The organism is Oxalicibacterium sp. (genome assembly GCF_057353965.1).
Genome location: NZ_JBMQZD010000007.1, coordinates 284,078 through 309,861 on the forward strand (window position 1 = coordinate 284,078; position 25,784 = coordinate 309,861).

The window sequence follows — 25,784 nt, forward strand, 5'->3', positions numbered from 1 at the left end:
TAAAGGATGGCCGCGGGCGAAATAAAATCAAAAAGACCTTATAATCTCGCCTCTGCTTTGACTTACTTACCGTCTCACCGAGGCGCATCATGATTTTTCCTGATAAATTCGACGTGATTGTTGTCGGCGGCGGCCATGCCGGTACCGAGGCTGCGCTGGCGTCTGCTCGCATGGGGCAGGCCACACTGCTGCTGACGCATAACATCGAAACACTCGGTCAGATGTCGTGCAACCCGTCCATTGGCGGCATTGGCAAAGGACATCTGGTCAAGGAAGTCGATGCAATGGGCGGTGCGATGGCTATCGCCACCGATGAGGCAGGCATCCAGTTTCGTATTCTGAATTCATCGAAAGGGCCGGCCGTGCGCGCTACCCGTGCGCAGGCTGACCGTCTTCTTTATAAGCAGGCGATTCGTTCCCGCCTGGAGAATCAGCCGAATCTGTGGTTGTTCCAGCAGGCGGTCGACGATTTGATTGTCGACGGCGATCGTGTCATCGGTGCGGTGACGCAGGTCGGTATCAAGTTCATGGCGCGCGCCGTGGTGCTGACGGCCGGGACTTTCCTCGACGGCAAAATTCATGTTGGCCTGAACAATTATTCCGGCGGTCGTGCTGGTGATCCGCCGGCGGTATCGTTGTCGGCACGTCTCAAAGAATTGCAATTGCCGCAAGGCCGTCTGAAGACCGGTACGCCGCCACGCATCGATGGTCGCACGATTGATTTCTCCGTGATGGAAGAGCAGCCGGGCGATCTGGACCCGGTGCCGGTATTTTCGGTCATGGGGTCGGCAGCCATGCATCCGCGACAAATGCCGTGCTGGGTCACGCATACCAACGAACAGACGCATGACATCATCCGCAGCGGGCTGGATCGCAGCCCGATGTATACCGGCGTCATCGAAGGTGTGGGTCCGCGCTACTGCCCGTCGATCGAGGACAAGATCCATCGTTTCGCCAGCAAGAATTCGCACCAGATTTTCCTGGAGCCGGAAGGACTGACGACGAACGAGTTCTATCCGAACGGTATCTCCACCAGTCTGCCGTTCGACGTCCAACTGAATCTGGTCCGCTCAATGCGCGGCCTGGAGAATGCCCACATCCTGCGCCCCGGCTATGCGATCGAATACGATTACTTCGATCCGCGTGGCCTGAAAGCATCGCTGGAAACGAAAGCGATTCAGGGTCTGTTTTTTGCAGGCCAGATCAACGGCACGACCGGTTACGAAGAAGCGGCTGCGCAAGGTATGCTGGCCGGTATCAATGCCGCGCTGCAGGCACAGGGGCGCGAAGCATGGACGCCGCGTCGCGATGAAGCCTATCTCGGCGTGTTGGTCGACGACCTGATCACTAAGGGCGTCATGGAGCCGTATCGCATGTTCACCAGCCGTGCTGAATACCGGTTGAGCCTGCGCGAGGACAATGCCGACATGCGCCTGACGGAAATCGGCCGCAAGCTAGGCTGTGTCGGCGATGCGCAATGGGCGGCTTTCGACGCCAAGCGAGAGGCCGTCGCACGCGAGCTGGAGCGGTTGCGCTCGACTTGGGTCAACCCACGCATCGTGGCACAGGCGGAAGCCGAGCGTGTTGTCGGTAAAGCGTTAGAGCGTGAGTATGCACTAGCTGACTTGCTGCGTCGGCCGAATGTGCGTTACATGGAACTGATGACGTTGAAGGGCACGGAAGGCCAGGACCTTGCCGGTCCGGGTGTGACGGATACTGCCGTGCGCGAACAGATTGAGATCCAGCTGAAGTACTCGGGCTATATCGACCGGCAGGCAAAGGAAGTCGAGCGCCACGATTATTACGAAAACCTGAAACTACCGGCCGAGTTCGATTACATGCAGGTGCAGGGACTGTCGTTCGAAGTGCGTCAGAAACTGTGCAACCATCGCCCCGAAACGCTCGGCCAGGCTTCGCGCATCTCGGGTGTGACACCAGCGGCGATTTCGCTGCTGCTGGTGCATCTGAAGAAGGGTGGATTCAAGGGCTTTTCCGCGGAACCGCCGACGTCCGAAGCGGCTGCATGAGTACATTCGATCGCGCAGCATTGACGGCGCAACTTGTTGCAGGCACGCAAGCGTTGCAGCTGGCATTAAGTGATGCGCAGCATGCGAGGCTCATCGACTATCTGGCGTTGATGGTGAAGTGGAACGGCGTCTATAACCTGACCGCCGTGCGCGAACCGGCGCGGATGGTGACGCAGCACTTGTTGGACTCGCTGGCCGCGGTGCCCGCATTTTGCGATGCGCGCCGTGTGCTGGATGTCGGCGCCGGCGGCGGATTACCCGGCATTGTGCTGGCAATCTGGGCCGCGGAAGCACGCCCGGACATGCGCATCACAATGATCGATACCGTGCACAAGAAAACGGCCTTCCTGACGCAGGTAAAGGCGGAATTGGGTTTGAACAATGTGGAAGTGCAGACCGGTCGCGTCGAACAGTGGCAGGCGCCGCATCGATTCGATGTAATCACATCGCGCGCTTTCGCGGATCTTTCCGACTTCGTCGCGTGGTCTCAGCATTTGCTGGAAGAAGGCGGCTGTTATATCGCGCTGAAAGCGGTGGCGCCGGAAGAGGAAGCGGCACGTCTGCCTGCGGGCTGGCAGGTGAAGGAAATTCGCCCGTTGCATGTGCCGGGCATGGATGCCGAACGGCATCTGGTTTTCATCGAGAGGGGGGGCGCATGAAACAATGGCTGGGATTGTTGCTTTGCGTCTTGTGCAGTCTCGGTCAGGCGCAAACGGTGCAGACCGTAAAGCATGTCGACCTCAAACGATATGTCGGTACATGGTATGAAATTGCACGTTTCCCGAATCGGTTCCAGAAGGATTGCGTTGCGAATGTGACCGCAAATTATGCGGAACGTAGTGATGGCCAGATTGATGTCGTCAACCGATGCGATGAAGCGGGTGGCAAGAAAGATGAGGCGAGTGGCCGTGCACGCGTTGCCGATCCTGCGACCAATGCAAAGCTGGAAGTACGCTTTGCGCCGGATTGGCTGGCATGGTTGCCTTTTGTCTGGGCGAACTACTGGATTATCGATTTGGCCGAGGACTATTCGTATGTTGCTGTCGGCGAACCGTCGCGCGAGTACCTGTGGATACTTGCGCGCAAGCCGACGATGGACGAGGCAGCATACGACGCTTTGGTTAACCGACTGACGGCACAGGGATTCGATACGGCCAAGCTGGTCAAGACCAAGCAAAACATTTCGCAATAACGACAACGACAACATGGCAAAAATATTTTGCGTCGCGAATCAAAAGGGCGGCGTCGGCAAGACCACCACCGCAGTCAATCTGGCAGCAGGCCTGGCGCAACTGAATCAACGCGTGCTGCTCGTCGATCTGGATCCGCAGGGCAATGCCACGATGGGCGCCGGCATCAACAAGGCCGAACTCAAATCGTCGATCTATGAAGTCATGCTCGGCTTGGCCGATGTGCCGACGGCACGTGTGCAGTCGGAAACCGGCAGGTTCGATGTATTGCCCGCCAATCGTGAACTGGCTGGCGCCGAAGTGGAAATGGTCGAGCTCGACAATCGCGAACGCCGGCTGAAGGAAGCGTTGCACGCGGTCGACGATCAATACGACTTCATGCTGATCGATTGTCCGCCAGCCTTGTCGATGCTGACGCTGAACGGTTTATGTGCAGCACATGGCGTCATCATTCCGATGCAGTGCGAATACTATGCACTCGAAGGCTTGTCCGATCTGGTCAATACCATCAAGAAAGTGCATGCAAAGCTGAACATGGACTTGAAGATCATCGGCTTGCTGCGCGTGATGTTCGATCCACGCATGACGCTGTCACAGCAGGTGTCGTCGCAGCTGGAAGAACATTTCGGCGACAAGGTATTCAAGACCATCATCCCGCGTAACGTTCGCTTGGCCGAAGCGCCGTCCTACGGCATGCCGGGCATCAATTTCGATCCATCCTCCAAAGGCGCACAAGCCTATCTCGCGTTCGGTGCCGAGATGGTGGAACGCATCAAGACACTCTGATTCGGCAATGACGAATCGAATAGCAAAGATCAACGAGTAAAAATATGGCGACAAAGAAACCGAAAGGATTGGGCCGCGGCCTTGAAGCATTGCTGGGCGGTTCCAGCGATCTGACCGAAGCAGTTGCTGCACTGCCTGGTGCGCCGACCACGCTGCAGGTGCTCGACATGCAGGCCGGCAAATACCAGCCGCGTACGCGCATGGACGAAGGCGCGTTGAACGAACTGGCCGCATCGATCAAGGCGCAGGGGTTGCTGCAGGCAATCCTCGTGCGTCCGATCTCGCCGGTCAACGGCAAGCCACGTTACGAAATCATTGCCGGCGAGCGCCGTTTCCGTGCTGCGCAGATCGCGGGCCTGACAGAAGTGCCTGTGCTGATCAAGGAAGTCGACGACGAAGCGACCGCCGCGATGGCGCTGATCGAAAACATCCAGCGCGAAGACCTGAACCCACTGGAAGAAGCGCAGGGCATCCATCGTCTGATTACCGATTTCAATTTCACGCATGAGCAGGCAGCAAATTCAGTAGGCCGTTCGCGCAGCGCTGTTTCCAATTTGCTGCGTTTGTTGAATCTGGCCAAGCCGGTGCAGACGATGCTGATGGCTGGCGACATCGACATGGGCCATGCGCGTGCATTGCTGGCGGTAGATTCGGCAACTCAGATCACGCTGGCTAACCAGATTGTGGCCAAGCGCCTGTCGGTGCGCGAAACCGAGAAACTCGTCGTGCGCGCCACGATGGAGCAGGGCGCAGCCAAGCCACGCGGCGGAGCGAAGGAAAAGTCTCGCGACATCGCCCGGCTTGAAGAAGAATTGTCCGATACGCTGGCGACTCAGGTCACGATCAAGGTTGGAGCGAAGAATCGCGGTCAACTGGTCGTCGACTTCGCCGATCTCGATGCTCTGGATGGCATTATCGGCAAGCTGCGTGCGGCATAAATACCAGGGCAGCATCGGGGAATCGTAGAGATAGGCGGCACGAAGATCGTGCCGACGACGATTGCGCAAGGTACGGCTGCACAAAAGCTGCCGAATGGCAGGATTTTCCGAGGCATTTGTAAAGTAAAAGCAGGTGTTTGTCGATGCGGGAAAATCCGACGCCAGCGCGGAGAATCCGGGCAAGCAAATCGTTTGACGCTGCTTCAGGAAAGCCCTTATAATCCCGTGGCTTCATGGAACGCACGACTTAGTTAGTATTCACCCCGGTTTCGGCGCGGCTTGATCGTGTGCGATCGCCCCGAAACTGTGTCATCTGGACAAGTATGCTGCCCGTCGTCCTCCTGCAAATAGCGACCACGGTAATCACCAGTCTGATTGCCGGTTTGATCGCTGGAGTGCCGGCATTTTATTCGGCATTGCTTGGAGGGTTGTGTTGCGTGGTGCCGAACGGCTTGTTTGCGCTACGCCTGTTTTCCGCTGCGCAAAAATCCGAGTCCGTCAATCCGATGACGTTTTTCATCGGGGAATTTATCAAGATTGCCTTGACGATTGCCCTGTTGTGGGCGGTAGTCATGTTGTACCACGAACTGAATCTGCTGGCGATGATCGCCGCGTTCATCGTGGCATTGAAAAGTTACATCATCTTATTATTTAGGCACTGAACATGGCGACAGAAATGGCTACCGCCGGCGCGGAACATCACGCACCGACAGCTTCCGAATACATCGTTCACCATCTGGGGCATCTTTCCTCCAAGCACCAGACGTCCATCGTTGATTTTTCCGTCATCAATATCGATACGGTTTTCTGGTCGGTCGCGATGGGTATCCTCGGTTGCCTGATCATGTATCTGGCCGCGCGCAAAGCGACTTCCGGCGTTCCCGGTCGTTTCCAGGCTGCCGTCGAAATGATCGTCGAAATGGTCGACAACCAGGCCAAATCGATCGTCCACGGCGACCGTTCCTTCATCGCTCCGCTGGCCCTGACGGTTTTCGTCTGGGTTGCATTGATGAACGCCCTCGATTTTCTGCCGGTTGACATGTTCTCCGCATTCTTCCATGCCGTCGGCTGGGATAGCGTGATCAGTCATCACCGCGTGGTGCCGACTGCCGACCTGAACGGCACGATGGGCATCGCCCTCGGCGTGCTGGCCCTGATGCTCTATTACAGCTTCAAGATCAAAGGCGCCGGCGGCTTCATCCACGAATTGTTTGCCGCTCCGTTCGGCATCTACCTCGCTCCGTTCAACCTGTTGCTCAACATCATCGAATTCGCTGCGAAAACCGTTTCGCTCGCAATGCGACTGTTCGGCAACATGTATGCCGGCGAATTGCTGTTCCTGCTGATTGCATTGCTGGGTTCGACCGCGACCGCGTTCGGCTTCTTCGGCCATGTGCTGGCAGGCGCGATCTGGGCGATCTTCCATATCTTGATCGTCGTGTTGCAAGCGTTCATTTTCATGATGCTGACCTTGGTGTACATCGGTCAGGCTCATGAGGCGCATTAAGCTGTTTTGATTTTTCACTTTTGTATTAACTTAACCTAGAAGGAACTGTCATGACCGACCTCTCATTTGTTGCACTGGCTTGTGGTTTGATTATTGGTCTGGGCGCAATCGGCGCTTGTATCGGTATCGCTATCATGGGCGGCAAATATCTTGAGGCTTCCGCACGTCAACCTGAACTGATGAACACGCTGCAGACCAAAATGTTCCTGCTGGCTGGTCTGATCGACGCTGCGTTCCTGATCGGTGTCGGTATCGCCATGTTGTTCGCATTCGCAAACCCGTTCGCTGGCTAATTCGGTTCTCGTTACCGGTTCTTACGCTGAAACATCCGTTTTGGCAGACACGTTAATTTGAGAAGGAAACAACCATGAACCTGAATGCAACCCTGATTGCGCAGTTCGTGGTCTTCTTCATCCTCGCTGGCTTCACGATGAAATTCGTGTGGCCTCCGCTGATGAATGCGCTCGACGAGCGCGCCAAGAAGATCGCGGACGGTTTGGCTGCCGCCGAACGCGGCAAGTCCGATCTGGCTGCAGCCGAGAAGCGTGCCCAGGCTGAACTGGCTTCTGCACAAGAAGCTGGTCAAAAGCGTATCGGCGATGCCGAAAAACGCGGCCAAAGCATCATCGAGGACGCCAAGAAAACTGCGGCTGAAGAAGCTGCGCGCATCATTGCTGCTGCCAAGGCTGACGCGGAACAACAGATCACCCAGGCGCGCGAAGCACTGCGCGACCAGGTCGCCACCCTTGCTGTGCAGGGTGCCGAGCAGATCTTGAAGCGTGAAGTCAATGCTGCGGCACATGCCGATCTGCTGAACCAACTGAAAGCCGAGCTGTAATCATGGCCGAACTCGCAACGATTGCCCGTCCATACGCTGAAGCATTGTTTCGCGTAGCGAAAGCCGCCGATCTGGCGGCTTGGTCCGATCTGGTTTCCGAAATGGCACAGGTTGCCGCGAATCCTGATGTCCAGTCGCTGGCTCACAATCCGAAAGTGTCCGACGATCAGGTCGGCAGCGCTTTTCTTGCTGCACTGAAGTCGCCGGTTGGCGCCGAAGCGAAAAACTTCGTCGACATGCTGGTGCAGAACGATCGCCTGACATTGCTGCCGGAAATCGCCGAGCAGTTCCATGCACTGAAGAATGCGCAGGAAGGTGCCGCCGATGCGGAAATCACCAGCGCGTTCGAACTGTCGCAGGCGCAGGTATCGGATCTGATCGCAACGCTGGAAAAGAAATTCGGCCGCAAGCTCAATCCGACCGTTGTCGTAGACAGCACGTTGATCGGTGGCGTGCGCGTCGTTGTCGGCGATGAAGTGCTCGATACCTCGGTACGCGCCAAGCTGCAACAGATGCATGTTGCGCTGACTGCGTAATCGTCCGTGCCCATAGCCAAGCTAAGAGAAAATTTTAGGAGTTAACATGCAACTCAACCCGTCTGAAATCAGCGAGCTGATCAAGAGCCGGATCCAAGGGCTCGGCGACAACGCTGAGATTCGCAATCAAGGCACGGTGATCTCCGTGTCCGACGGTATCTGCCGCATCCACGGTCTGTCCGAGGTCATGCAAGGCGAGATGCTGGAATTCCCGGGCAACACGTTCGGCCTCGCGCTGAACCTGGAACGTGATTCCGTCGGTGCCGTTATCCTGGGTGAATACGAACACATTTCCGAAGGCGATACCGTCAAGTGCACGGGCCGCATCCTGGAAGTGCCGGTCGGTCCTGAACTGCGTGGCCGTGTGGTCAACGCACTGGGTCAGCCTATCGACGGCAAAGGTCCGATCAACGCCAAGTTGACCGCACCGATCGAAAAGATTGCGCCGGGCGTTATCGCACGTCAGTCCGTCGACCAGCCGATGCAAACCGGTATCAAGGCAATCGATGCGATGGTGCCGATCGGCCGTGGCCAGCGTGAGCTGATCATCGGCGACCGCCAAACGGGTAAAACGGCTGTGGCGATTGATGCGATCATCAATCAAAAAGGCCAGAACATGACGTGTATCTACGTCGCCATCGGTCAGAAGGCGTCGTCGATCAAGAACATCGTGCGCTCGCTGGAACAGAACGGCGCAATGGAATACACGATCGTGGTTGCCGCTTCGGCTTCCGAATCGGCTGCAATGCAATACGTGTCGGCCTACTCCGGCTGCGCAATGGGCGAATACTTCCGCGATCGCGGTCAAGATGCGCTGATCGTGTACGACGATCTGTCGAAGCAAGCGGTTGCATACCGTCAGGTTTCGCTGCTGCTGCGCCGTCCGCCGGGCCGTGAAGCATTCCCGGGCGACGTGTTCTATCTCCACAGCCGTCTGCTGGAGCGCGCAGCTCGCGTTAACGCCGACTACGTCGAAGCGTTCACCAAGGGTGAAGTCAAGGGCCAGACCGGTTCGCTGACCGCACTGCCGATCATTGAAACGCAAGCCGGCGACGTTTCCGCATTCGTTCCGACCAACGTGATTTCGATTACCGACGGTCAGATCTTCCTGGAAACCAACCTATTTAACTCCGGTGTCCGTCCTGCAATTAACGCAGGTATCTCGGTGTCGCGTGTTGGTGGTGCTGCACAGACCAAGGTCATCAAGGGCCTGTCCGGCGGTATTCGTACCGACTTGGCGCAGTACCGTGAACTGGCAGCGTTTGCACAGTTTGCTTCCGATCTGGATGCAGCGACCCGCAAGCAGCTGGACCGCGGTGCACGTGTGACCGAACTGCTGAAGCAGGCGCAATACTCGCCGCTGTCGATCTCGCTGATGGCTGTTTCGCTGTTCGCCGTCAACAAGGGTTACTTCGACGACATCGACGTCAAGCGCGTGCTGGCATTTGAATCCGGTCTGCACAGCTTCATGAAGTCCAGCCACGCTGCATTGCTGCAGAAGATCGAAGACACGAAGAAGCTCGAGAAGGAAGACGAAGCGGCACTGGCTGCTGCAGTCGAAGACTTCAAGAAAACCTTCTGATTCAACTGGAGCTATAAGGAGTAGCAACTCATGGCTGCAGGCAAAGAGATACGTGGCAAGATCAAGAGCGTAGAAAATACGAAGAAGATCACCAAGGCGATGGAAATGGTCGCGGCATCCAAAATGCGCAAGGCGCAGGACCGGATGTTTGCGGCACGTCCGTACAGCGACAAGATACGCAACATCACCGCGAATCTGTCGCAGGCCAATCCCGAGTACACGCATCCGTTCCTCGTGAAATCGGATATGTCGAAAACGGTCGGCCTGATCGTCGTGACGACCGACAAGGGTTTGTGTGGCGGTATGAACACGAACACCTTGCGTACCGTGACCAACAAGCTGCGCGAGCTGGAATCGCAGGGCAAGAAAGCTGAGATCGTTGCCATCGGCAACAAGGGTTTCAGCTTCATGAACCGCATCGGCGCGAAGGTCGTGTCGCATGTCACCCAACTGGGCGACGCGCCGCATCTGGAAAAGCTGATCGGCCCGGTCAAGGTCATGCTGGACGCCTATCAGGATGGCAAGCTGGACGCAGTCCACATCGTCTACACCAAGTTCGTCAATACGATGAAGCAGGAGACGGTTCTGGAGCAACTGCTGCCGCTGTCGACGGAGCACCTGCAGGCGGACGCAGATGCCCATGCTTGGGACTACATCTACGAGCCTGATGCCCAGACCGTCATCGACGAACTGCTGGTGCGCTATGTCGAAGCACTGATTTTCCAGGCTGTTGCCGAAAATCTCGCGTCGGAACAATCGGCGCGCATGGTGGCGATGAAAGCGGCAAGCGACAACGCCGGTAGCGTGATTGGTGAACTGAAACTCGTCTACAACAAGACGCGCCAGGCTGCCATCACGAAGGAACTGTCGGAAATCGTCGCAGGCGCAGCAGCAGTTTGATGACACGGCGGCGACGTTGCTGCCTTGATGAACCAGATTTTAAATTTACATTATTGAAGGAACGAAAATGGCTGATGGCAAAATCGTTCAGTGTATCGGCGCTGTGGTGGACGTTGAATTCCCGCGCAATGCGATGCCTAAGATTTACGATGCCTTGAAGATGGAAGGCTCCGAACTGACGCTGGAAGTGCAGCAACAGCTGGGCGACGGCGTGGTTCGTACGATTGCACTGGGCAGCTCCGACGGTCTGCGTCGCGGCATGACGATTTCCAACACCGGCAACCCGATCACGGTGCCGGTCGGCCCGGCAACACTGGGTCGCATCATGGACGTGCTGGGTAATCCGATCGACGAATGCGGTCCGATCAGCCATGATCAAACGGCATCGATCCACCGTGCAGCACCGGCCTACGACGAACTGTCGCCGTCGACCGATTTGCTGGAAACTGGCATCAAGGTTATCGATCTGGTCTGCCCGTTCGCAAAAGGCGGTAAGGTCGGTCTGTTCGGCGGTGCAGGTGTGGGCAAGACCGTCAACATGATGGAGCTGATCAACAACATCGCAAAAGCACACTCGGGTCTGTCCGTGTTCGCTGGCGTCGGTGAGCGTACCCGTGAAGGTAACGACTTCTACCACGAGATGTCGGATGCCAAGGTCGTCGATCTGGAAAACCCGGCCAACTCGAAAGTGGCGATGGTCTACGGTCAGATGAACGAACCGCCGGGCAACCGTCTGCGCGTTGCGCTGACCGGCCTGACGATGGCAGAAGCATTCCGTGACGAAGGCCGTGACGTTCTGTTCTTCGTCGACAACATCTACCGTTTCACGCTGGCCGGTACCGAAGTGTCCGCACTGCTGGGCCGTATGCCTTCCGCCGTGGGTTACCAACCTACGCTGGCAGAAGAAATGGGCAAACTGCAAGAGCGCATTACGTCGACCAAGACCGGTTCGATTACGTCGATCCAGGCCGTCTACGTTCCTGCGGATGACTTGACCGACCCGTCGCCGGCAACCACGTTTGCTCACTTGGATTCGACCGTCGTTCTGTCGCGTGATATCGCTTCGCTCGGTATCTACCCTGCAGTCGACCCGCTGGATTCGACCTCGCGTCAGCTGGATCCGCAAATCGTCGGTCAGGACCACTACGAAACCGCACGCGCTGTTCAAGGCACGCTGCAGCGCTACAAGGAACTGCGTGACATCATCGCGATTCTGGGCATGGACGAACTGGCACCGGAAGACAAGCTGGTCGTCGCACGTGCTCGTAAGATGCAACGTTTCCTGTCGCAACCGTTCCACGTTGCTGAAGTGTTTACCGGCGCGCCTGGTAAGTACGTTCCGCTGAAAGATACGATCAAAGGCTTCAAGATGATCGCATCGGGCGAACTCGATCACCTGCCGGAACAAGCGTTCTACATGGTCGGCACGATCGAAGAAGCAATCGAAAAAGCGAAGAAATTCAACTAATCGTTGAGCCGGCCGTGCATCGCGCGGCCGGTAGTTCGTCGGTATCCCTACCGGTCTTTGGACGAAGAAAAGGTTCTAACATGGCACACACAATGCGCGTAGACGTCGTCTCCGCCGAAGAAGAAATCTTCTCCGGCGAGGCAGAGTTCGTTGCGCTGCCGGGTGAATCGGGCGAACTCGGCATCCTGCCGGGCCACACGCCGCTGATCACGCGCATCCGCCCGGGCGCGGTGCGTATCAAGGTTTCCGATCAGGCAGAAGACGAATTCGTCTTCGTCGCCGGCGGCATCCTGGAAGTGCAGCCGAATACGGTGACGGTTCTGGCCGATACCGCCATTCGCGGCGCCGATCTGGACGAAGCCAAGGCAGCGGAAGCGAAACGGTTGGCCGAAGAAGCACTGGTCAACAAGGAAGCATCGATCGACTACGCACAGGCACAGGCTGAACTGGCCAGCGCAGTCGCACAACTGGCGGCAATCCAGAGACTGCGTCAAAAACGCTGATCGGGAATTCCCGCATACAATAAAGGGCAGCTTGGGCTGCCCTTTTTGTTTTTCGGGAGTCTTCATGGATCACACCACGGACGTCATCACCAAACTGTTGACCGAATCGCGCGTTATTGCCATCATCGGCCTGTCGCCGAATCCGGACCGCCCCAGCCATGAAGTCGCGCGTTATTTGCAGCACCATGGCTATCGCATCATCCCCGTCAATCCGGCAGCAGCCGGCACGCAAATCCTGGGCGAACATTGCTATGCCACGCTGACGCTGGCAGCAGCTGCCTTGGCCGAACAGCAGCTGCACATCAATCTGGTCGATGTCTTCCGCAAATCCGAAGCAGTGGAACCTATCGCAGACGAAGCCATTGCGATTCGCGCCAACGGCTTGTGGCTGCAGCTCGGCGTCGTCAATCAGACGGCGATCGACAAGGCCCGTGCAGCAGGGCTGGCAGTCGTAGCGGATCGCTGTACGAAGATCGAGCACGCCGCACGTTTGATAAAAATGAAATGACGGGAGCTGCGATGCCGAAGAATTCCATCCGCAAACTGTTCCGCGTGCACGATGGGCAGCGCGTGAGTGAAGCTGCTGCCGGCAACAAACCCTTGTCCAGCGGTGACAAGGCCGAAGACAAGCGGATCGTGGAAGAGCTGGCCAGGGAAATCTCCGACCTGCAGGACGTGCTGTATGCGCAACGCAAACACAAGATACTGATCGTCCTGCAGGGAATGGATACATCGGGCAAGGACGGCACGGTGCGTGGCGTATTCGGCAAGATCGATCCGCTCGGTGTTTCCAGCGTCGCCTTCAAGGCGCCGACGCCGGAAGAAAAGAGTCATGATTTCCTGTGGCGTATTCATCGGCATGTGCCGGGACAAGGTGAATTGACGATCTTCAACCGCAGTCACTACGAAGACGTGCTGATCACGCGCGTGCATGACTGGATCAGCGAAGCCGAATGCAAGCGTCGTTACGCTCACATTCGCGATTTCGAACGCATGATGGCGGAGACCGGCACCGTCATCATGAAATTCTTTCTGCATATTTCCAGTCGTGAGCAAAAGAGCAGGCTGGAAGAGCGCATCGCCAATCCGGACAAGCACTGGAAATTCGATCCAGACGATCTGAAGGAGCGTCAGCACTGGCCGGCTTACCAGCGGCAGTACATGCGTGCGATCCATGCGACGGATGCCGATCATGCGCCATGGTATGTGATTCCGTCCGATTCCAAGACGCATCGCAATCTCGCCATTGCCTCCGTCGTCCTGGAAACATTGCGCGAACTCAATCCAAGCTATCCGCCCGGAAATCCGGAATATGCGAAGCTCAAGGTCAAGTAGCGTCTCAATTAATGAAGGCCGATAAATCCGGCCATTCGAAAAAGGCGTCAAGGGTAGCGATGTTGCAAAACTGTCGCAGGAGAGATGATCCGGTTTGACCCCTTAGATGGGAATAATTATCATCTCGTCGTACCTGAATTCATTTCTTTCTGCCCGCCATTCCGCTGTCTGCCCGGTAACAACCCAGCTGCAGAAAAGCCAGTGCAGCAACGTTCATACCCGGAGAAGACCGCCATGCCGTCTCGACAGAGTCGCACACCTCATTTTACGCAACCCAAACCCCTCGTTACCGCCGTCGCTCTGGCAATGTTGAGCATGTCGGGCTTGTTGCATGCGCAGGAAGCGCAACAGGTCGCTCAAGATACGACAACATTGGAAGCCATTCAGGTCAGCAGTGACTGGCTGGGTAGTGGGTTGCAGAACAGTGTCAAGACCTATCCGGGCGCGCGCACGGTGGTGAAAAAAGAACAGATCGAGGAGAGTGGCGCTTCCAGCATTAGCGACGTCATGCGTCGCATTCCGGGTGTGCAGGTAAGTGAAAATTCCGGCACGGCGGGTAGTGCCGTTTCATTGAGCGTTGGTGTGCGTGGTCTTACGGGGCGCTATTCACCTCGCTCGACTGTGCTGCTCGATGGCATACCGCTGGCTTTTGCACCGTATGGCCAACCGCAGCTTTCATTTGCGCCGATCAGTCTGGCCAATATCGAAACGATCGACGTGGTGCGCGGCGGTGGCGCTGTGCGTTACGGCCCGCAGAACGTGGGCGGCATCATCAACTTCCGATCGCGTGAAATACCGAATACGAAGGGCATCAGCGGTGACGCCTCGATACGCTATATCGATTACAACGAAGGTGCGCCGAACACGCAATACAGTACTTTTGTCGGCGGCCAACTCGAAAACGGCTTGGGAATCGCATTGCTGTATTCCGGATCGAGCGGCTCGACGTGGCGAGACAAGAGCGATCAGTCGGTCAACGACTTTGCACTGAAATTCCGCTACGCATTGACGCCAAGCTCCGAGGTATACGGCAAGTTGTCGTACTACGACGTGAAGTCGCGTACGCCAGGCGGCCTCAAAAGCGCCGAATACGAAGCAGATCCTTTCCAGAGTACACGGCCGCATGATTACTGGAGCGGCAATCGGAAAGGTATTGATGTCGGCTACGTAAATTATCTGTCGGATACGCAGGAGTTTGAAATCCGGAGCTACTTCAATGACAGTTTCCGACAAAGCGTATTGGCCGATAACCCGGGCGATACGCCGAGTTACATGTCGCATTCTCCGCGAAACTATCGTGTCTTTGGTATCGAGCCGCGCTATACGCAACGTTTCGTAGCGGGCGCGTTCACGCATGATGTCACCGTCGGCTACCGATACATCAGCGAGCGAGGCGACGACACCACCTATCGTCAAGACTACGTGACAAATGCAATCAGCCGCTATTCACCGTTCAACAATGCGACTGATGCTCATGCTGTCTATATCGATGACAAGATCGCCATCGGTTCCTGGCGGATTACGCCAGGTGTGCGTTTCGAACATATCGATTCGAATCGAACGGATGATCTTACCGGCGAGAAGTTCGAGCGAAAAAACAATGAGGCGTTACCTCAGCTGAATATCGCCTACCTGTTGACGCAAGAGCTCACGTTGTTTACCAACTACGGCAAGTCGTTCGGGCCGGTGCAGAACATCCAATTGAATGGCAACTCGGCCGGTGCCCCGCTTGATCCGGAAGTGGCGAAAACCATTGAGATTGGGGCGCGGTGGAAAGGCCGAAATCTATCGGCTGAAGCGACAGCATTCAACATCGATTTCGACAATCAAATCGAGAATATCGGGCCCAACGCCGATCCGCTCTTTGTCAATGCCGGGAAGACGCGCCATCGTGGTTTGGAAACGGCTGTCGATTACACCTTCGACAAGCAAAGTGTGTTGACGGGTTGGAATGTGTACGCCAACTATACGTACACGCGCGCGACTTATGAAGAAGGCGAATTTGACGGTAACGATCTGCCGTTCTATTCCCGCAATGTCGACACGATCGGTGCGCGCTATCAGACGGGACCATGGACATTCAACCTCTCCAGCACACACCAGAGTAACCAGTATGCCGATGAAGACAACACGGTTGCGGAATCCTCGGGCGGTGATAATGGCATTGTCTCGGGATACCGACTATGGAACGTCCAGGTCAACTGGAAGGTGCCAGGACAGAAGGGCTTCGATCTTCTGGCGGGGATCAATAACTTGACCGACAAGCGCTACTTCACCCGAGAAGGCCGCACAAGCGGAGGCAAACTCGTCGGCGCACCACGCACCATCTATGTCCAGGGACGTTATTCGTTCTAAGCCATTCCGATTCCTAGCCGGCCGGTCCCAGACCGGCCTTGTCATTTCATGAGTGCCTCCTTCACGCAACCGACAGCATCTTCCCGCAAAGCCGCCATGCGTCGCCTGTGGCTCAAGGCCCATCGCTGGCTGGCGCTTTCTGTTGGCTGGATTCTGGCGATCGTGGCGTTGGTTGGAGCAATCCTGATCATCGCCAAGCCGCTGGACATACGGACGCATCCCGAATTCTTCAAGGCGCAACCCGTGGCATCCGGTTCGGAACAGCCGCCGACGCTGGAAGCCATCCGTCATCGCCTGATTGGAACATTCGGAACGCAAACCAGTTTCACGCTGCGTCCTCCGCAAGAAGTCGGCGAGACACTTCAAGTGCTGGTGCGTGGCTCATGGAGCGGGACTGTTTACCTGAATCCCTATACAGGTGAAGAGCAGGGCCGTCGTGGCGAATCCGAAGGCGTCGTTAATTTTCTCTTCAAGCTGCATAGCAGCTTGCTGTTGCAACAAACCGGCAAAGCCATTCTCGCGTGGATTGCCCTGGCTTATCTGTTTCTGCTGATTTCCGGGCTTGTGCTGTGGTGGCCGAAACGCTGGCCCCCTTCGTTGAGGATCGAACTGCGTAAAGGACTGCTGCGCGGCCTGTTCGATATGCATCGCATCGGTGGCGCGCTGCTGGGTTTGCTGATTGCGGTTTCGGTAGCGACGGGGGCCTACATGGCCTGGCGGCCGATCGGCTCATTCATCACGGCGGTGAGTGGCAGCAAGGTGGTCAAGCCGCCGAAAGTCGCCAAGCTGGAATCGCCATTAGTTAAAGCGATTACCCTGGATGAAATTGCCGCCCGTGCGCAGGCGCAATTCCCGAACGATCCGATTGGTTATATTCAGATACCCGCTAAACCGGATCAGCCAATTCGGGTCCGGATGCGGCTCCACGACGATCCGCATCCAAATGGACGTACTGCAATCTATCTGCATCCGCAAAGCGGAGAGATTCTCGCCGTTCATCGCTGGAACGAACTCGACGTTGGGGCACGTATAAATTCGGTGATCTATCCACTGCATACCGGCGAACTCGGCGGCGTGTTGCTGGAGGCGATTACTTTCATCAGCGGCCTCGCGCTGGGGATGCTGGGCATCACCGGCATTTGGTTATGGTGGCGTCGACGGAACTGACATACCAGTTTATTTCACGACTTTTTAACGCTTTCCTCCCCGAACTACATTCCAATTTTCACAAAAACAACAGTCAAAGCGGTTTAGATTGACCCCTCAAAAGAGAATAATTATCATCCGCATTCTCGTCGGCGTGTTTTCGTGCCGATTGCCAGCCATCTGATTCAAGTCCTCCCTGTTACAGGGCCGGTTTGCAGACTAGCCAGCCTTACAAATAAAACCATTTCAGGACAGGAAGGAATTACAGATGGCTCATATCAAAAGCCGCAAGCATCCTATTGCTCGTCGGTTGAATTGCTCCGTGGCGGTTGCAGCGGCCGTGATGGCGTTGCCAGCCTATGCACAACAGGCTGATGCCGACCAAGCCAAAACGGGTGGCACGTTGCCACAGATTACGGTGCAGGGTGAAGTACCTTATAAGGCGGACTCCGTCGCCTCGCCTAAGTTTACCCAGCCGCTGGTAAATACGACGCAAACCATTTCCGTCATCAAGAAGGAAGTAATTCAGGATCAGGGAGCAACGACGCTGACCGAAGCATTGCGAAATGTGGCTGGTGTGGGCACTTTCTACGCGGGTGAAAACGGTAACACCAGCACGGGTGATGCCATTTATATGCGCGGCTTCGATTCATCAAACAGCATCTATGTCGACGGCGTACGTGATCTCGGCTCGATTTCCCGCGATATCTTCAACGTCGAGCAAGTGGAAGTGACCAAGGGGCCGGCTAGTACCGACTATGGCCGTAGCGCACCGACTGGCGCGATCAACATGGTGACGAAACAGCCGATGTTGACGGATGCATCAAGTGCATCTGTCGGTTTTGGGAGCGGCAGCTACAAGCGTTCGACCATCGATTTGAACAAGGCGCTGACGGGCATGGATGGTGCCGCGATTCGTCTGAATGCCATGGTGCAGGATGCTGGCGTGGCAGGTCGCGATGAAGTGGAAAATAATCGCTGGGCAATTGCACCATCGATCGCCTTTGGCTTGAACTCGCCGACGCGTACCTATCTGAATCTGCTGCATGTTAAACAGCACAACACGCCGGATGGCGGTGTGCCGACGATCGGTTTGCCGGGATACAACGCTACGCCGGGCCGTAAAGTCGATCCGAGCAATTTTTACGGTACCCAGTACGATCGTGATGACGTCACGGCAGATATGGTGACTTTGCGTTTTGAACATGACATCAGCGCCGATACGACCATTCGCAATACGACGCGCTGGGGTAAAACAAAACAGGATTATCTGTTGACCGCGTTTAGTGGTGAACCCGATACGAGCAGCGCCAATCCAGCTGATTGGACCTTGGCACGTAACCTGCCAACGTTCAAAAATCAAACGAATGAGATCATAACCAACCAGACCAATCTTACGACCTCGTTCGAGACTGGCAGTGTCAAGCACGATTTGAGTGCCGGGTTTGAAATTACTCGTGAAGAACAAAAAAGTTATGGGACGAGCCGTGATGTAACAGATTGGCCGGACGCTAATCTGTATAACCCGCAGATGAACGTCACGGGTCCGAGCTGGGAACGTAATGGCGCAGATAGCTCTGGCTCTACCGATACGATTGCACTCTATGCGTTTGACACGCTGAAATTGAATGAGCGCTGGCAAGTCAACGCAGGTGCTCGCCTGGATCACTACAAAACCAAGTACAACGCATTGGCAGTATGCAGCACTGGTCCTAGAGGCACACCTTGTGGTGCGCTTCCTGCCGGTTCTCTAGTCCCGTCGGCGGACCATCTGAAAGGTTCTGATAATGTCTTCAGCTGGAAGCTTGGCGCGTTGTATAAGCCGGCACCTAACGGCAGCGTCTATGTAAACTATGCCGTCTCGAAGCAGCCACCTGGCGGCAGCAACTTCCAGTTGAGCACCGCAGACAATAACGCGAACAATCCTAATCTGGATCCGCAGGAAGCCAAAACCGCAGAAATTGGAACCAAATGGGATCTGCTGAACAAACGTCTGTTGCTGACGGCGGCAATTTTCCGTACTGATGTCGAGAACGAAATCTTCGAAAATGACGATGGCACGTTCGACCAATCGGGTAAAAAACGGGTAGAAGGTATTGAATTGTCTGCAACGGGACAAATTACACCTGACTGGTCTGTCATTGCCAGCTACACGCATCAGAAAACAAAAGTGTCCAAGGGCGATTCGGTAACCAACGATCCATCTGAAGATCAATTGGCTTATGCGCCAGAGGATGCGTTCTCGCTCTGGACAACGTATCAATTGCCGCGTGGCTTTACCGTTGGTGGTGGCGCGCGTTACTCGAGTGGTTTAACGCGCGGTAGAGATAACGTGAACTATGCGACTAGCTTTACCGAGTCTGAATCCTACTGGGTCTACGATGCGATGGCTACCTATCGACTCAGCAAGAACGTCGATTTGCAGCTCAATATCTACAACCTGTTCGACAAGGAATACGTTGCTGCGATCAACAAGAGCGGTTGGCGTTACTTCCCGGGTATCGAACGTTCTGCACGTTTGACGGCGAACATTCGGTTCTAAGTAGCAAGCACTCCACGTAGCGTTATACTTTGAGCCTCTCCTTCGGGAGAGGCTCTTTTTTTACGAGAGACACCATCATGATGCTGCATATTCCTGAAGTATTGACCCAGGCACAGGTCGCCGAAATTCGTCGACGGCTGGAAGAGACGCAATGGGTCGATGGCAAAGCGACCGTTGGCACGCAAGGAGCGCAGGTCAAGAAGAACCGTCAGCTTCCGGAAACATCGCCGGTCGGACTCGAACTCGGCAACATCATCCTGAAGGCATTGGTCAACAATCCGCTCTTCTTCGCTGCGGCATTGCCGATGCGTTACATGCCGCCACTGTTCAATCGCTACGAAGGCGGCGAGCATTACGGATTCCACATCGATGGTTCCGTACGTTCGATTCCGGGCACGAACCTAAACCTGCGTACCGATCTATCCTGCACGCTATTTCTGTGCGAGCCGGAAGATTACGACGGCGGCGAATTGATCGTCTCCGACACTTACGGCGAACATGAAGTGAAACTGCCGGCCGGCGACATGATTCTTTATCCGTCGAGCAGCCTGCATAAAGTAGAGCCAGTCACGCGCGGTGCGCGGGTCTGTTCGTTCTTCTGGATACAGAGCATGGTGGCGGACGATAGCAAACGCACGATGCTGTTCGAGCTGGACAGAAATATCCAGCAGTTGCGCGACAAGGTCGGCGATACGCCGGAGATCGTTGGCCTGACGGGCCATTATCACAATCTGCTGCGCCAATGGGCGGTGGTGTAGCGCTCTTATTGATGCGGCGTTTGTTGATGGTCGTGTCGCGCCATCTTTCTGAACCGATACGTTGTCAGTAAACGTCGCGCCGATAACGCCCCTGTTCGATCAGGTGTTCGACTTGCTCTTCACCGATCATTTCCTTCAGTGCGGCTTCCACGCCGCCTGCCATGCCTTCCAGGCTGCCGCATACATAAAGCGCTGCACCTTCATTCAACCACGCGCGTATTTCATCGGCGCGTTCACGCAGTCGGTCCTGCACGTACAGCCGCTTTTCCTGATCGCGGGAAAAGACGATGTCGGCATGTGTCAGCAGACCTTGTGCTTGCCATGCTTCGATCTCTTCGCGGTAATGGAAGTCGTACGCCATCTGGCGTTCGCCGAAGATCAGCCAGTTGCGCATGTCGCCATTCTTCGCACGCGCTTTCAGGTGACTGCGCAGGCCGGCCAGGCCGGTGCCGTTACCGATCAGGATCATCGGGCGTTGCGCGTTGCTGCCGATGCGGAAGTTGCCATGCGCGCGCAGGCGCAGATCGATCGTTGCTTCCAGCGGCGCCTGTTCGGTCAGCCAACCTGATGCGATGCCCAGCGTGCCGTCTGGATGTCGTTCCTGACGCACCAGTAGATGGATGCGGCCGTCGGCCGGAATAGAGGCGACGGAATATTCGCGTGGCTTGTGCAGATCGCCAGGAGCGAGGATCTGCACGAGATCGCCGGCTTCCCATTGTGTTGTTTCGCCATCGGTGGCTTCCAGTTCGAGATGGAAGACAGGGCCGCCGGCGCTGCCGGAATTCAGATGGCGGCGTGCAGCAAGCCGCCATGGACGATAGGGCGGTCCTTGCCAGTCGGGCACGTCGCTGGTGCCGGCGATGCGGTTCAGTTGATGTTGCCAGTCATGCAGCGCTGCTGCGTCGCCATTGCTGACAGCGATGGTGTCGAACAGTGGTTGCGCCGCGCACGATTGCAGCCAGCCTCGCAGCGTGCGGCCGAAACCGCAGAAGTGCTTGTACTCGCGATCGCCCAGCATCAGCAGGCCATAATGCAGATGCGACAGCGACGGGGTTTGGCGCATTGCCTTGCCGGCGAACAGCGCGGCATTGTCGGGTGGATCGCCTTCGCCATAGGTGCTGACGATGAACAGTGCGCGTTCGCTCTGCAGCAGATCATCGATATGGATTTCCGACAGCGATACTACGCGCGCGGGTACGCCTCCCGTATGCAGGACGCGCGCGGTCTGCCAGGCGATCTGTTCGGCCTGGCCGGTCTGGCTGGCATAAGCGACCAGCCAAGGTGGCGCGCCATCGGCGGCGGGTATCAGTGAGGCGGCTTCATGCGCTGCCTGCAGGCGTTTGCGACGTTGTGCCAGCCAGATGCCGAGGCACAACGCGAGCCATGCGACGACGAGCAGGGAAGCGAACAGGATGCGGGCGATTGTCATGCTTATTCTTCTAGCAGCGCCTGCAGCGGCGTGCTCAGATACTCGCGGAAACCGTCGCCGTCGCGTTGCAGCATCAGCACGCACAGCCCGAAGCGATCGGCCAGCGCGAGGCCTTCTTCAGCACCCATCACACCGAGCGCGGTAGACCATGCATCGGCCAGCATGCAATCGCGATGCAATACGGTGACGGATGCGAGGCCGTTGTGGATGGGCTGACCGGTGCGTGGATCGATCGTGTGCGAATGACGCGTGCCGTCTGCTTCGAAGTAGCGGCGGTAATCACCCGAGGTAGCGATCGACCAGTCGTACAACGCGACGATGGTTTCGATGCCGGCATGCATGCCGTCTGGTTGTTCCAGCGTCACCCACCACGGTTGCCCATCCGGCCTGGTTCCTTCGCCGCGCAGCTCGCCGCCGATTTCGACTAGAAAGCTGTCGATGCCGCTGCGGCGCAGGCGGCGCGCGACCTGATCGACGGCGAATCCCTTGGCGATGGCGGAGAAATCGACATATAGGCCGCCCGGTTGAAAGGCGCGGCGCGGCATGGCATCGACGATGATGCGCTGCCAGCCGCAACGCGCCTGCGCGGCATTTAATTCTTCCTGCGTCGGCGCAATGAAGCCCAATTCGTTGTAGCGCCGTGTAGGGCCGAAACCCCACGCATTGACGAGTGCGCCGGCGGTTGGATCGTAGGCGCCGCCGCTGTCGCGCGCGACCTGCAGCGCGCAATCGAGTACGGTGAAGCATTCTTCCGGCAGCGTATGCCAGCTGCCGCTCGGTGCGCGATTGAAGCGACTGAGATCCGATTCCGCCTCCCAGGTACTCATCTGCGCGATGACGAGATCGAGCTCTTCCTCGATGGCTTGCCGTAGCGGTTCCAGCTGGCATGCCGCTTCGGCTGCCAGTTTGATGCTCCAGGTCGTCCCCATCGTGTCGCCGTGCAATGCATGCACGACGCCATCCAGCCGTGGCGGTTGGGGCGGCGTGTCGATGTGGGGAACCAGCGTGCGTCGCGTCATCGGCGTCAAAGAAAAAACGCCCGCCGCCTGTAGGCAGCGGGCGCTGCGGGGAAAAACATTACGGCTGCAGCACTTCGAGCGTTGCGCTGTAGCTGGCGCGCACAAGGGGTTTTTCCAGCGTGCCGGTCGTGCCTTGCGGCGGGCGGCCGGTGTTGGTGCCGATCCAGTACATGCCGGCATCCGGCCACTTGATGCTGACCTTGCCGTCGCGGTCTGTCTTCAGCGTGATTTCGCCGAGCGCATCGCGATAACGATTGCCGCCGCGAATGACGGTAACTGCCAGGTCGGCTGCAGGTTTGCCGTTGAGCGTGAAGCGCAGCACGGTGGTGTCGCCGGCGAAGAGTTCGGTCGGTGCCGTCAGCGGCGTCATCTCGAGTCCGTTGCCTCCGTTCTTCCATTCGGTCTTGCCGCCGTCATCGCCGGCGCGTACGAAGGTTTCGACGCGGCTTTGCATGCGCGTCACGTTTAGGCCTTCCGCATTGGCCGGCACTTCCTTGGCGAACGTTTCGGCGGTACCGCGCCAGCGTTTCATCTGGCCATCGGCCTTGTACATGGCGGAAAGACCGTCATTCACCACTGCCACACGATAAGTGCCTGCTTCCGGCAGCTTCAGCTCGAAGCTGCTGCGCTGCTTGCCGTTCCAGGCGTTTTCCGGTTGCGGGTGCGTGTTGTTGGGGCCGTCGACGGCCAGTTCGCCCAGTTGCAGCGCATGGTCAGGCACGAACAGTTCTTCCGAAGCGGAGGCATCGAAGGTGACGACCGCGCCGGCCTTGTCGGCCAGCGTCGTCGACGGCAGCAGAAAGGTGCGATGCGCGTGCGCGGCCAGCGGCAGCGTCAGCATGACGGAGGCACCGATGGCTGCAGCGTAATGAGTCAAGGATGGTTTGTGCATGGAAGCTCCCTGTGGCGTTATGGTTTGACTTCGACGGAAACGGCACCCAGTTCGTGGTCGCCTTTCGCTTGCGTAGTTTGTGCTTTCGACGACCAGGCGAACGGCACGCGGACCACTTCGCGGCCGCCTGCTTCACGCGACGCTTCCGCTACGAGCACGTAATCGCCGGCCGGCAGCTTGTCGAGACCGGCCTTGGCGCCGAAGGTCATCGCGTGTTCGCCCGGTGCGCGCGTGGCGCCGCTGACGCCATCGACCGGCATCTGCAGATCGCGGCCGCTCTTGCGCCACCATTGGCGTACATCCTTCAGCCATTTGGTGCCGACGTTGTCCTTCTTCTTGATGTCGTACCAGACCGACAGGTTCTGCACGAAAGTCTGGTCGGGTTTCTCGATCCAGAACGCGACATAAGGCTTGTGGTATTCGGCCACGTTCAGGCGCGGCACTTCCACTTTCACATTCAGGTCGGTGGCAAAGGCGGGCGTCGTCAAGGCGGCGCCCAGCATGAAGGAATAACGGATCTGCATAGAAAAATTCCAGATAGTGGTCAGTGAATGAACAGGATGGCCAGCAGCAGCGGAATCAGCACGCCCAATCCGACGATCGGCCATGTCGTCGGCCGGTTGGCTGCATGCATCTTCAATATGAACAGGCCGGTGATCGAGAAGATCAGGCAGGCGAGCGCAAAGAGGTCGATGAACCAGCTCCACGCTGCGCCCGTGTTGCGTCCCTTGTGCAAATCGTTCAGGTAGGAAATCCAGCCGCGATCGGTCAGCTCGTATTCCACTTCGCCGTTGCTGCGATCGATGCGCAGCCAGGCATCGCCGCCGGGGCGCGGCATCGCGACATAGACTTCTTCCGGAGACCATTCCGCCTCACGCGCGCCGACATCGACCGACAATGCCGACGCAGCCCATTGCTGCAATGCCGGCGGCAGCGGATCGTTTGCCTTGTCGTCTTCGTTGGAGGTGTTGAGCGTCGCCAATTGCGTCTGCAGGTCGGCCGGCAGCGTGGCTTTCTTCGACGTCACCACCGGATTCGCCTCGATCTGCCCTGCATGATTCAGCGTGAATCCGGTCGCGGCGAACAGCAGCATGCCCAGCAGGCACAGCGCCGAACTGATCCAGTGCCACTGATGCAGCGTCTTCAGCCAATAGGCTCGTCGTTGATTGGCCGAGGTTTCCATTCCAGCACCCGTTCTGCCGGATGCAGCCTGCTGCACCGGTAAATAAAAACTATTCTCATTTGGATTGTCGGCGATCCGGGGCCGGATTGCAATAGATTTAATGTAAAGAAAGATGAAGCAGAGCCAGCGGGGACGCCGTTTCCCGGCAGATGAGCCGGCCGATTTCCAGGCTGCCTTTAGGGACGGAAAGGCGTTTTTCAAGATCTTGAAACGCTCTGGGCGATCCCCTATATCCGGTTCAGCGGATGCTCGATCGAGGTCCGCCCAACCTTATCGCTTGAATTCTTGAAAGGATATAACCATGCGTACTTTTGACTTTACCCCGCTGTACCGTTCGGCAATCGGCTTCGACCGCCTGGCAAACCTGTTCGACGATGCGCTACGCACCGACGCGCAGCCCAGCTATCCGCCGTACAACATCGAACTGGTCGGCGAAGACAAATATCAGATCACGATGGCCGTCGCCGGCTTCGATCGTTCCGAGATCGAGATCGAAACGGAGCGCGATGCATTGAAGATCACCGGCCGCAAGCAGCGCGAAGAGACGCCGCGCAATTTTCTGCATCGCGGCATTGCCACGCGCAACTTCGAGCACACGTTCCGTCTGGCCGACCACGTACGCGTCGTCGGCGCGAAGATGGACAACGGCCTGCTGAACATCGAGCTGGTGCGCGAAGTGCCGGAAGCGTTGAAGCCGCGCAAGATCGCCATCGACGGCGTGGCCGGCAACATGCAGGTGCTGGAACAGAAGGCGGCTTGATTCCGTTTCGCATCGAAACGATGAAAAAGGAGGCAGAATCTGCCTCCTTTTTTCATTTGGGCTTTTTATCCAGACCTTGCACCGATGAGT

At 57.0% G+C, this 25,784-nt stretch carries 26 protein-coding genes; 21 read left to right on the plus strand and 5 right to left on the minus strand.

Going from position 1 to position 25,784, the window contains the following annotated elements:
- The first annotated feature begins 89 nt into the window (after window positions 1-89).
- The 20 genes from mnmG (at window position 90) to ACO1VH_RS13190 (ending at window position 20,411) form a co-directional block, all read left to right on the plus strand.
- Entirely contained in the window at window positions 90-2,027 is a 1,938-nt protein-coding gene (gene mnmG / locus ACO1VH_RS13095; RefSeq protein ID WP_486244914.1) for a tRNA uridine-5-carboxymethylaminomethyl(34) synthesis enzyme MnmG, read from the plus strand.
- On the plus strand, window positions 2,024-2,686 hold the full coding sequence (gene rsmG, locus ACO1VH_RS13100; protein WP_486244915.1) for a 16S rRNA (guanine(527)-N(7))-methyltransferase RsmG: 663 nt from the start codon (window positions 2,024-2,026) through the stop codon (window positions 2,684-2,686). Before mnmG ends, rsmG begins: the two co-directional genes overlap by 4 nt.
- On the plus strand, window positions 2,683-3,219 hold the full coding sequence (locus ACO1VH_RS13105; protein ID WP_486244916.1) for a lipocalin family protein: 537 nt from the start codon (window positions 2,683-2,685) through the stop codon (window positions 3,217-3,219). The genes rsmG and ACO1VH_RS13105 overlap by 4 nt, the downstream gene beginning before the upstream one ends.
- A 13-nt stretch (window positions 3,220-3,232) precedes the next feature.
- A complete protein-coding gene (locus ACO1VH_RS13110) occupies window positions 3,233-4,003 on the plus strand; it encodes a ParA family protein (RefSeq protein WP_486244917.1) in 771 nt (256 codons plus the stop codon).
- Window positions 4,004-4,047: 44 nt separating this feature from the next.
- Window positions 4,048-4,941, plus strand: a complete 894-nt coding sequence (locus ACO1VH_RS13115) for a ParB/RepB/Spo0J family partition protein (RefSeq protein ID WP_486244918.1) — start codon at window positions 4,048-4,050, stop codon at window positions 4,939-4,941.
- A gap of 323 nt (window positions 4,942-5,264) precedes the next feature.
- Window positions 5,265-5,603: an ATP synthase subunit I gene (locus ACO1VH_RS13120; protein ID WP_486244919.1), complete on the plus strand. Its 339-nt coding sequence runs from the start codon at window positions 5,265-5,267 to the stop codon at window positions 5,601-5,603.
- 2 nt (window positions 5,604-5,605) lie between these two features.
- Window positions 5,606-6,448: a F0F1 ATP synthase subunit A gene (gene atpB / locus ACO1VH_RS13125; protein ID WP_486244920.1), complete on the plus strand. Its 843-nt coding sequence runs from the start codon at window positions 5,606-5,608 to the stop codon at window positions 6,446-6,448.
- A gap of 50 nt (window positions 6,449-6,498) precedes the next feature.
- On the plus strand, window positions 6,499-6,741 hold the full coding sequence (gene atpE / locus ACO1VH_RS13130; protein WP_188421800.1) for a F0F1 ATP synthase subunit C: 243 nt from the start codon (window positions 6,499-6,501) through the stop codon (window positions 6,739-6,741).
- 74 nt (window positions 6,742-6,815) lie between these two features.
- Window positions 6,816-7,286, plus strand: a complete 471-nt coding sequence (locus ACO1VH_RS13135; RefSeq protein WP_486244921.1) for a F0F1 ATP synthase subunit B — start codon at window positions 6,816-6,818, stop codon at window positions 7,284-7,286.
- A gap of 2 nt (window positions 7,287-7,288) precedes the next feature.
- On the plus strand, window positions 7,289-7,822 hold the full coding sequence (locus ACO1VH_RS13140) for a F0F1 ATP synthase subunit delta (protein ID WP_486244922.1): 534 nt from the start codon (window positions 7,289-7,291) through the stop codon (window positions 7,820-7,822).
- Between the two features lie 46 nt (window positions 7,823-7,868).
- Window positions 7,869-9,404: a F0F1 ATP synthase subunit alpha gene (gene atpA, locus ACO1VH_RS13145; RefSeq protein WP_486244923.1), complete on the plus strand. Its 1,536-nt coding sequence runs from the start codon at window positions 7,869-7,871 to the stop codon at window positions 9,402-9,404.
- A 30-nt stretch (window positions 9,405-9,434) separates the two neighbouring features.
- On the plus strand, window positions 9,435-10,304 hold the full coding sequence (gene atpG, locus ACO1VH_RS13150; protein WP_486244924.1) for a F0F1 ATP synthase subunit gamma: 870 nt from the start codon (window positions 9,435-9,437) through the stop codon (window positions 10,302-10,304).
- Between the two features lie 67 nt (window positions 10,305-10,371).
- Window positions 10,372-11,772, plus strand: a complete 1,401-nt coding sequence (gene atpD, locus ACO1VH_RS13155) for a F0F1 ATP synthase subunit beta (RefSeq protein WP_486244925.1) — start codon at window positions 10,372-10,374, stop codon at window positions 11,770-11,772.
- An 80-nt stretch (window positions 11,773-11,852) separates the two neighbouring features.
- Window positions 11,853-12,275 carry a F0F1 ATP synthase subunit epsilon gene (locus ACO1VH_RS13160; protein ID WP_486244926.1) on the plus strand — a complete coding sequence of 141 codons (423 nt, stop codon included), beginning with the start codon at window positions 11,853-11,855 and terminating at the stop codon, window positions 12,273-12,275.
- A 64-nt stretch (window positions 12,276-12,339) separates the two neighbouring features.
- Window positions 12,340-12,783 (plus strand): CoA-binding protein, encoded by a 444-nt coding sequence (locus tag ACO1VH_RS13165; RefSeq protein ID WP_486244927.1) that lies wholly within the window; start codon window positions 12,340-12,342, stop codon window positions 12,781-12,783.
- 11 nt (window positions 12,784-12,794) lie between these two features.
- Window positions 12,795-13,610 carry a PPK2 family polyphosphate kinase gene (locus tag ACO1VH_RS13170; RefSeq protein WP_486244928.1) on the plus strand — a complete coding sequence of 272 codons (816 nt, stop codon included), beginning with the start codon at window positions 12,795-12,797 and terminating at the stop codon, window positions 13,608-13,610.
- Window positions 13,611-13,844: 234 nt separating this feature from the next.
- A complete protein-coding gene (locus ACO1VH_RS13175) occupies window positions 13,845-15,965 on the plus strand; it encodes a TonB-dependent receptor family protein (RefSeq protein ID WP_486245147.1) in 2,121 nt (706 codons plus the stop codon).
- Window positions 15,966-16,061: 96 nt separating this feature from the next.
- Entirely contained in the window at window positions 16,062-17,132 is a 1,071-nt protein-coding gene (locus ACO1VH_RS13180) for a PepSY-associated TM helix domain-containing protein (RefSeq protein WP_486244929.1), read from the plus strand.
- A gap of 247 nt (window positions 17,133-17,379) precedes the next feature.
- The gene (locus ACO1VH_RS13185; RefSeq protein WP_486244930.1) at window positions 17,380-19,653 is read left to right on the plus strand and encodes a catecholate siderophore receptor Fiu; all 2,274 of its coding nucleotides are present in this window, start codon (window positions 17,380-17,382) and stop codon (window positions 19,651-19,653) included.
- A gap of 77 nt (window positions 19,654-19,730) precedes the next feature.
- Window positions 19,731-20,411: a Fe2+-dependent dioxygenase gene (locus ACO1VH_RS13190; protein WP_486244931.1), complete on the plus strand. Its 681-nt coding sequence runs from the start codon at window positions 19,731-19,733 to the stop codon at window positions 20,409-20,411.
- Window positions 20,412-20,475: 64 nt separating this feature from the next.
- On the opposite strand, the gene ACO1VH_RS13195 is transcribed toward ACO1VH_RS13190, so the two are convergent.
- The 5 genes from ACO1VH_RS13195 to ACO1VH_RS13215 are packed head-to-tail and all read right to left on the minus strand — an operon-like array spanning window position 20,476 to window position 24,934.
- Entirely contained in the window at window positions 20,476-21,840 is a 1,365-nt protein-coding gene (locus ACO1VH_RS13195) for a sulfite reductase subunit alpha (protein WP_486244932.1), read from the minus strand.
- Between the two features lie 2 nt (window positions 21,841-21,842).
- Entirely contained in the window at window positions 21,843-22,859 is a 1,017-nt protein-coding gene (locus ACO1VH_RS13200) for an FAD:protein FMN transferase (protein ID WP_486244933.1), read from the minus strand.
- 58 nt (window positions 22,860-22,917) lie between these two features.
- Complete coding sequence (locus ACO1VH_RS13205; RefSeq protein ID WP_486244934.1) at window positions 22,918-23,751, minus strand: DUF4198 domain-containing protein; 834 nt, start codon at window positions 23,749-23,751, stop codon at window positions 22,918-22,920.
- 17 nt (window positions 23,752-23,768) lie between these two features.
- A complete protein-coding gene (locus ACO1VH_RS13210) occupies window positions 23,769-24,275 on the minus strand; it encodes a DUF2271 domain-containing protein (protein WP_486244935.1) in 507 nt (168 codons plus the stop codon).
- A 20-nt stretch (window positions 24,276-24,295) separates the two neighbouring features.
- The gene (locus tag ACO1VH_RS13215) at window positions 24,296-24,934 is read right to left on the minus strand and encodes a PepSY-associated TM helix domain-containing protein (protein WP_486244936.1); all 639 of its coding nucleotides are present in this window, start codon (window positions 24,932-24,934) and stop codon (window positions 24,296-24,298) included.
- Window positions 24,935-25,235: 301 nt separating this feature from the next.
- Here ACO1VH_RS13215 and ACO1VH_RS13220 point away from each other — a divergent pair, with 301 nt between their 5' ends.
- Window positions 25,236-25,694, plus strand: coding sequence for an Hsp20 family protein (locus ACO1VH_RS13220; protein WP_486244937.1), 459 nt, complete (start codon window positions 25,236-25,238; stop codon window positions 25,692-25,694).
- The last annotated feature ends 90 nt before the right edge of the window (window positions 25,695-25,784 follow it).

Bases quoted from the DNA above. Each gene is read 5' to 3' on its own strand.
- mnmG (WP_486244914.1), top strand. From the start codon at position 90: ATGATTTTTCCTGATAAATTCGACGTGATTGTTGTCGGCGGCGGCCAT.
- rsmG (WP_486244915.1), top strand. From the start codon at position 2,024: ATGAGTACATTCGATCGCGCAGCATTGACGGCGCAACTTGTTGCAGGC.
- ACO1VH_RS13105 (WP_486244916.1), top strand. From the start codon at position 2,683: ATGAAACAATGGCTGGGATTGTTGCTTTGCGTCTTGTGCAGTCTCGGT.
- ACO1VH_RS13110 (WP_486244917.1), top strand. From the start codon at position 3,233: ATGGCAAAAATATTTTGCGTCGCGAATCAAAAGGGCGGCGTCGGCAAG.
- ACO1VH_RS13115 (WP_486244918.1), top strand. From the start codon at position 4,048: ATGGCGACAAAGAAACCGAAAGGATTGGGCCGCGGCCTTGAAGCATTG.
- ACO1VH_RS13120 (WP_486244919.1), top strand. From the start codon at position 5,265: ATGCTGCCCGTCGTCCTCCTGCAAATAGCGACCACGGTAATCACCAGT.
- atpB (WP_486244920.1), top strand. From the start codon at position 5,606: ATGGCGACAGAAATGGCTACCGCCGGCGCGGAACATCACGCACCGACA.
- atpE (WP_188421800.1), top strand. From the start codon at position 6,499: ATGACCGACCTCTCATTTGTTGCACTGGCTTGTGGTTTGATTATTGGT.
- ACO1VH_RS13135 (WP_486244921.1), top strand. From the start codon at position 6,816: ATGAACCTGAATGCAACCCTGATTGCGCAGTTCGTGGTCTTCTTCATC.
- ACO1VH_RS13140 (WP_486244922.1), top strand. From the start codon at position 7,289: ATGGCCGAACTCGCAACGATTGCCCGTCCATACGCTGAAGCATTGTTT.
- atpA (WP_486244923.1), top strand. From the start codon at position 7,869: ATGCAACTCAACCCGTCTGAAATCAGCGAGCTGATCAAGAGCCGGATC.
- atpG (WP_486244924.1), top strand. From the start codon at position 9,435: ATGGCTGCAGGCAAAGAGATACGTGGCAAGATCAAGAGCGTAGAAAAT.
- atpD (WP_486244925.1), top strand. From the start codon at position 10,372: ATGGCTGATGGCAAAATCGTTCAGTGTATCGGCGCTGTGGTGGACGTT.
- ACO1VH_RS13160 (WP_486244926.1), top strand. From the start codon at position 11,853: ATGGCACACACAATGCGCGTAGACGTCGTCTCCGCCGAAGAAGAAATC.
- ACO1VH_RS13165 (WP_486244927.1), top strand. From the start codon at position 12,340: ATGGATCACACCACGGACGTCATCACCAAACTGTTGACCGAATCGCGC.
- ACO1VH_RS13170 (WP_486244928.1), top strand. From the start codon at position 12,795: ATGCCGAAGAATTCCATCCGCAAACTGTTCCGCGTGCACGATGGGCAG.
- ACO1VH_RS13175 (WP_486245147.1), top strand. From the start codon at position 13,845: ATGCCGTCTCGACAGAGTCGCACACCTCATTTTACGCAACCCAAACCC.
- ACO1VH_RS13180 (WP_486244929.1), top strand. From the start codon at position 16,062: ATGCGTCGCCTGTGGCTCAAGGCCCATCGCTGGCTGGCGCTTTCTGTT.
- ACO1VH_RS13185 (WP_486244930.1), top strand. From the start codon at position 17,380: ATGGCTCATATCAAAAGCCGCAAGCATCCTATTGCTCGTCGGTTGAAT.
- ACO1VH_RS13190 (WP_486244931.1), top strand. From the start codon at position 19,731: ATGATGCTGCATATTCCTGAAGTATTGACCCAGGCACAGGTCGCCGAA.
- ACO1VH_RS13195 (WP_486244932.1), bottom strand. From the start codon at position 21,840: ATGACAATCGCCCGCATCCTGTTCGCTTCCCTGCTCGTCGTCGCATGG.
- ACO1VH_RS13200 (WP_486244933.1), bottom strand. From the start codon at position 22,859: ATGACGCGACGCACGCTGGTTCCCCACATCGACACGCCGCCCCAACCG.
- ACO1VH_RS13205 (WP_486244934.1), bottom strand. From the start codon at position 23,751: ATGCACAAACCATCCTTGACTCATTACGCTGCAGCCATCGGTGCCTCC.
- ACO1VH_RS13210 (WP_486244935.1), bottom strand. From the start codon at position 24,275: ATGCAGATCCGTTATTCCTTCATGCTGGGCGCCGCCTTGACGACGCCC.
- ACO1VH_RS13215 (WP_486244936.1), bottom strand. From the start codon at position 24,934: ATGGAAACCTCGGCCAATCAACGACGAGCCTATTGGCTGAAGACGCTG.
- ACO1VH_RS13220 (WP_486244937.1), top strand. From the start codon at position 25,236: ATGCGTACTTTTGACTTTACCCCGCTGTACCGTTCGGCAATCGGCTTC.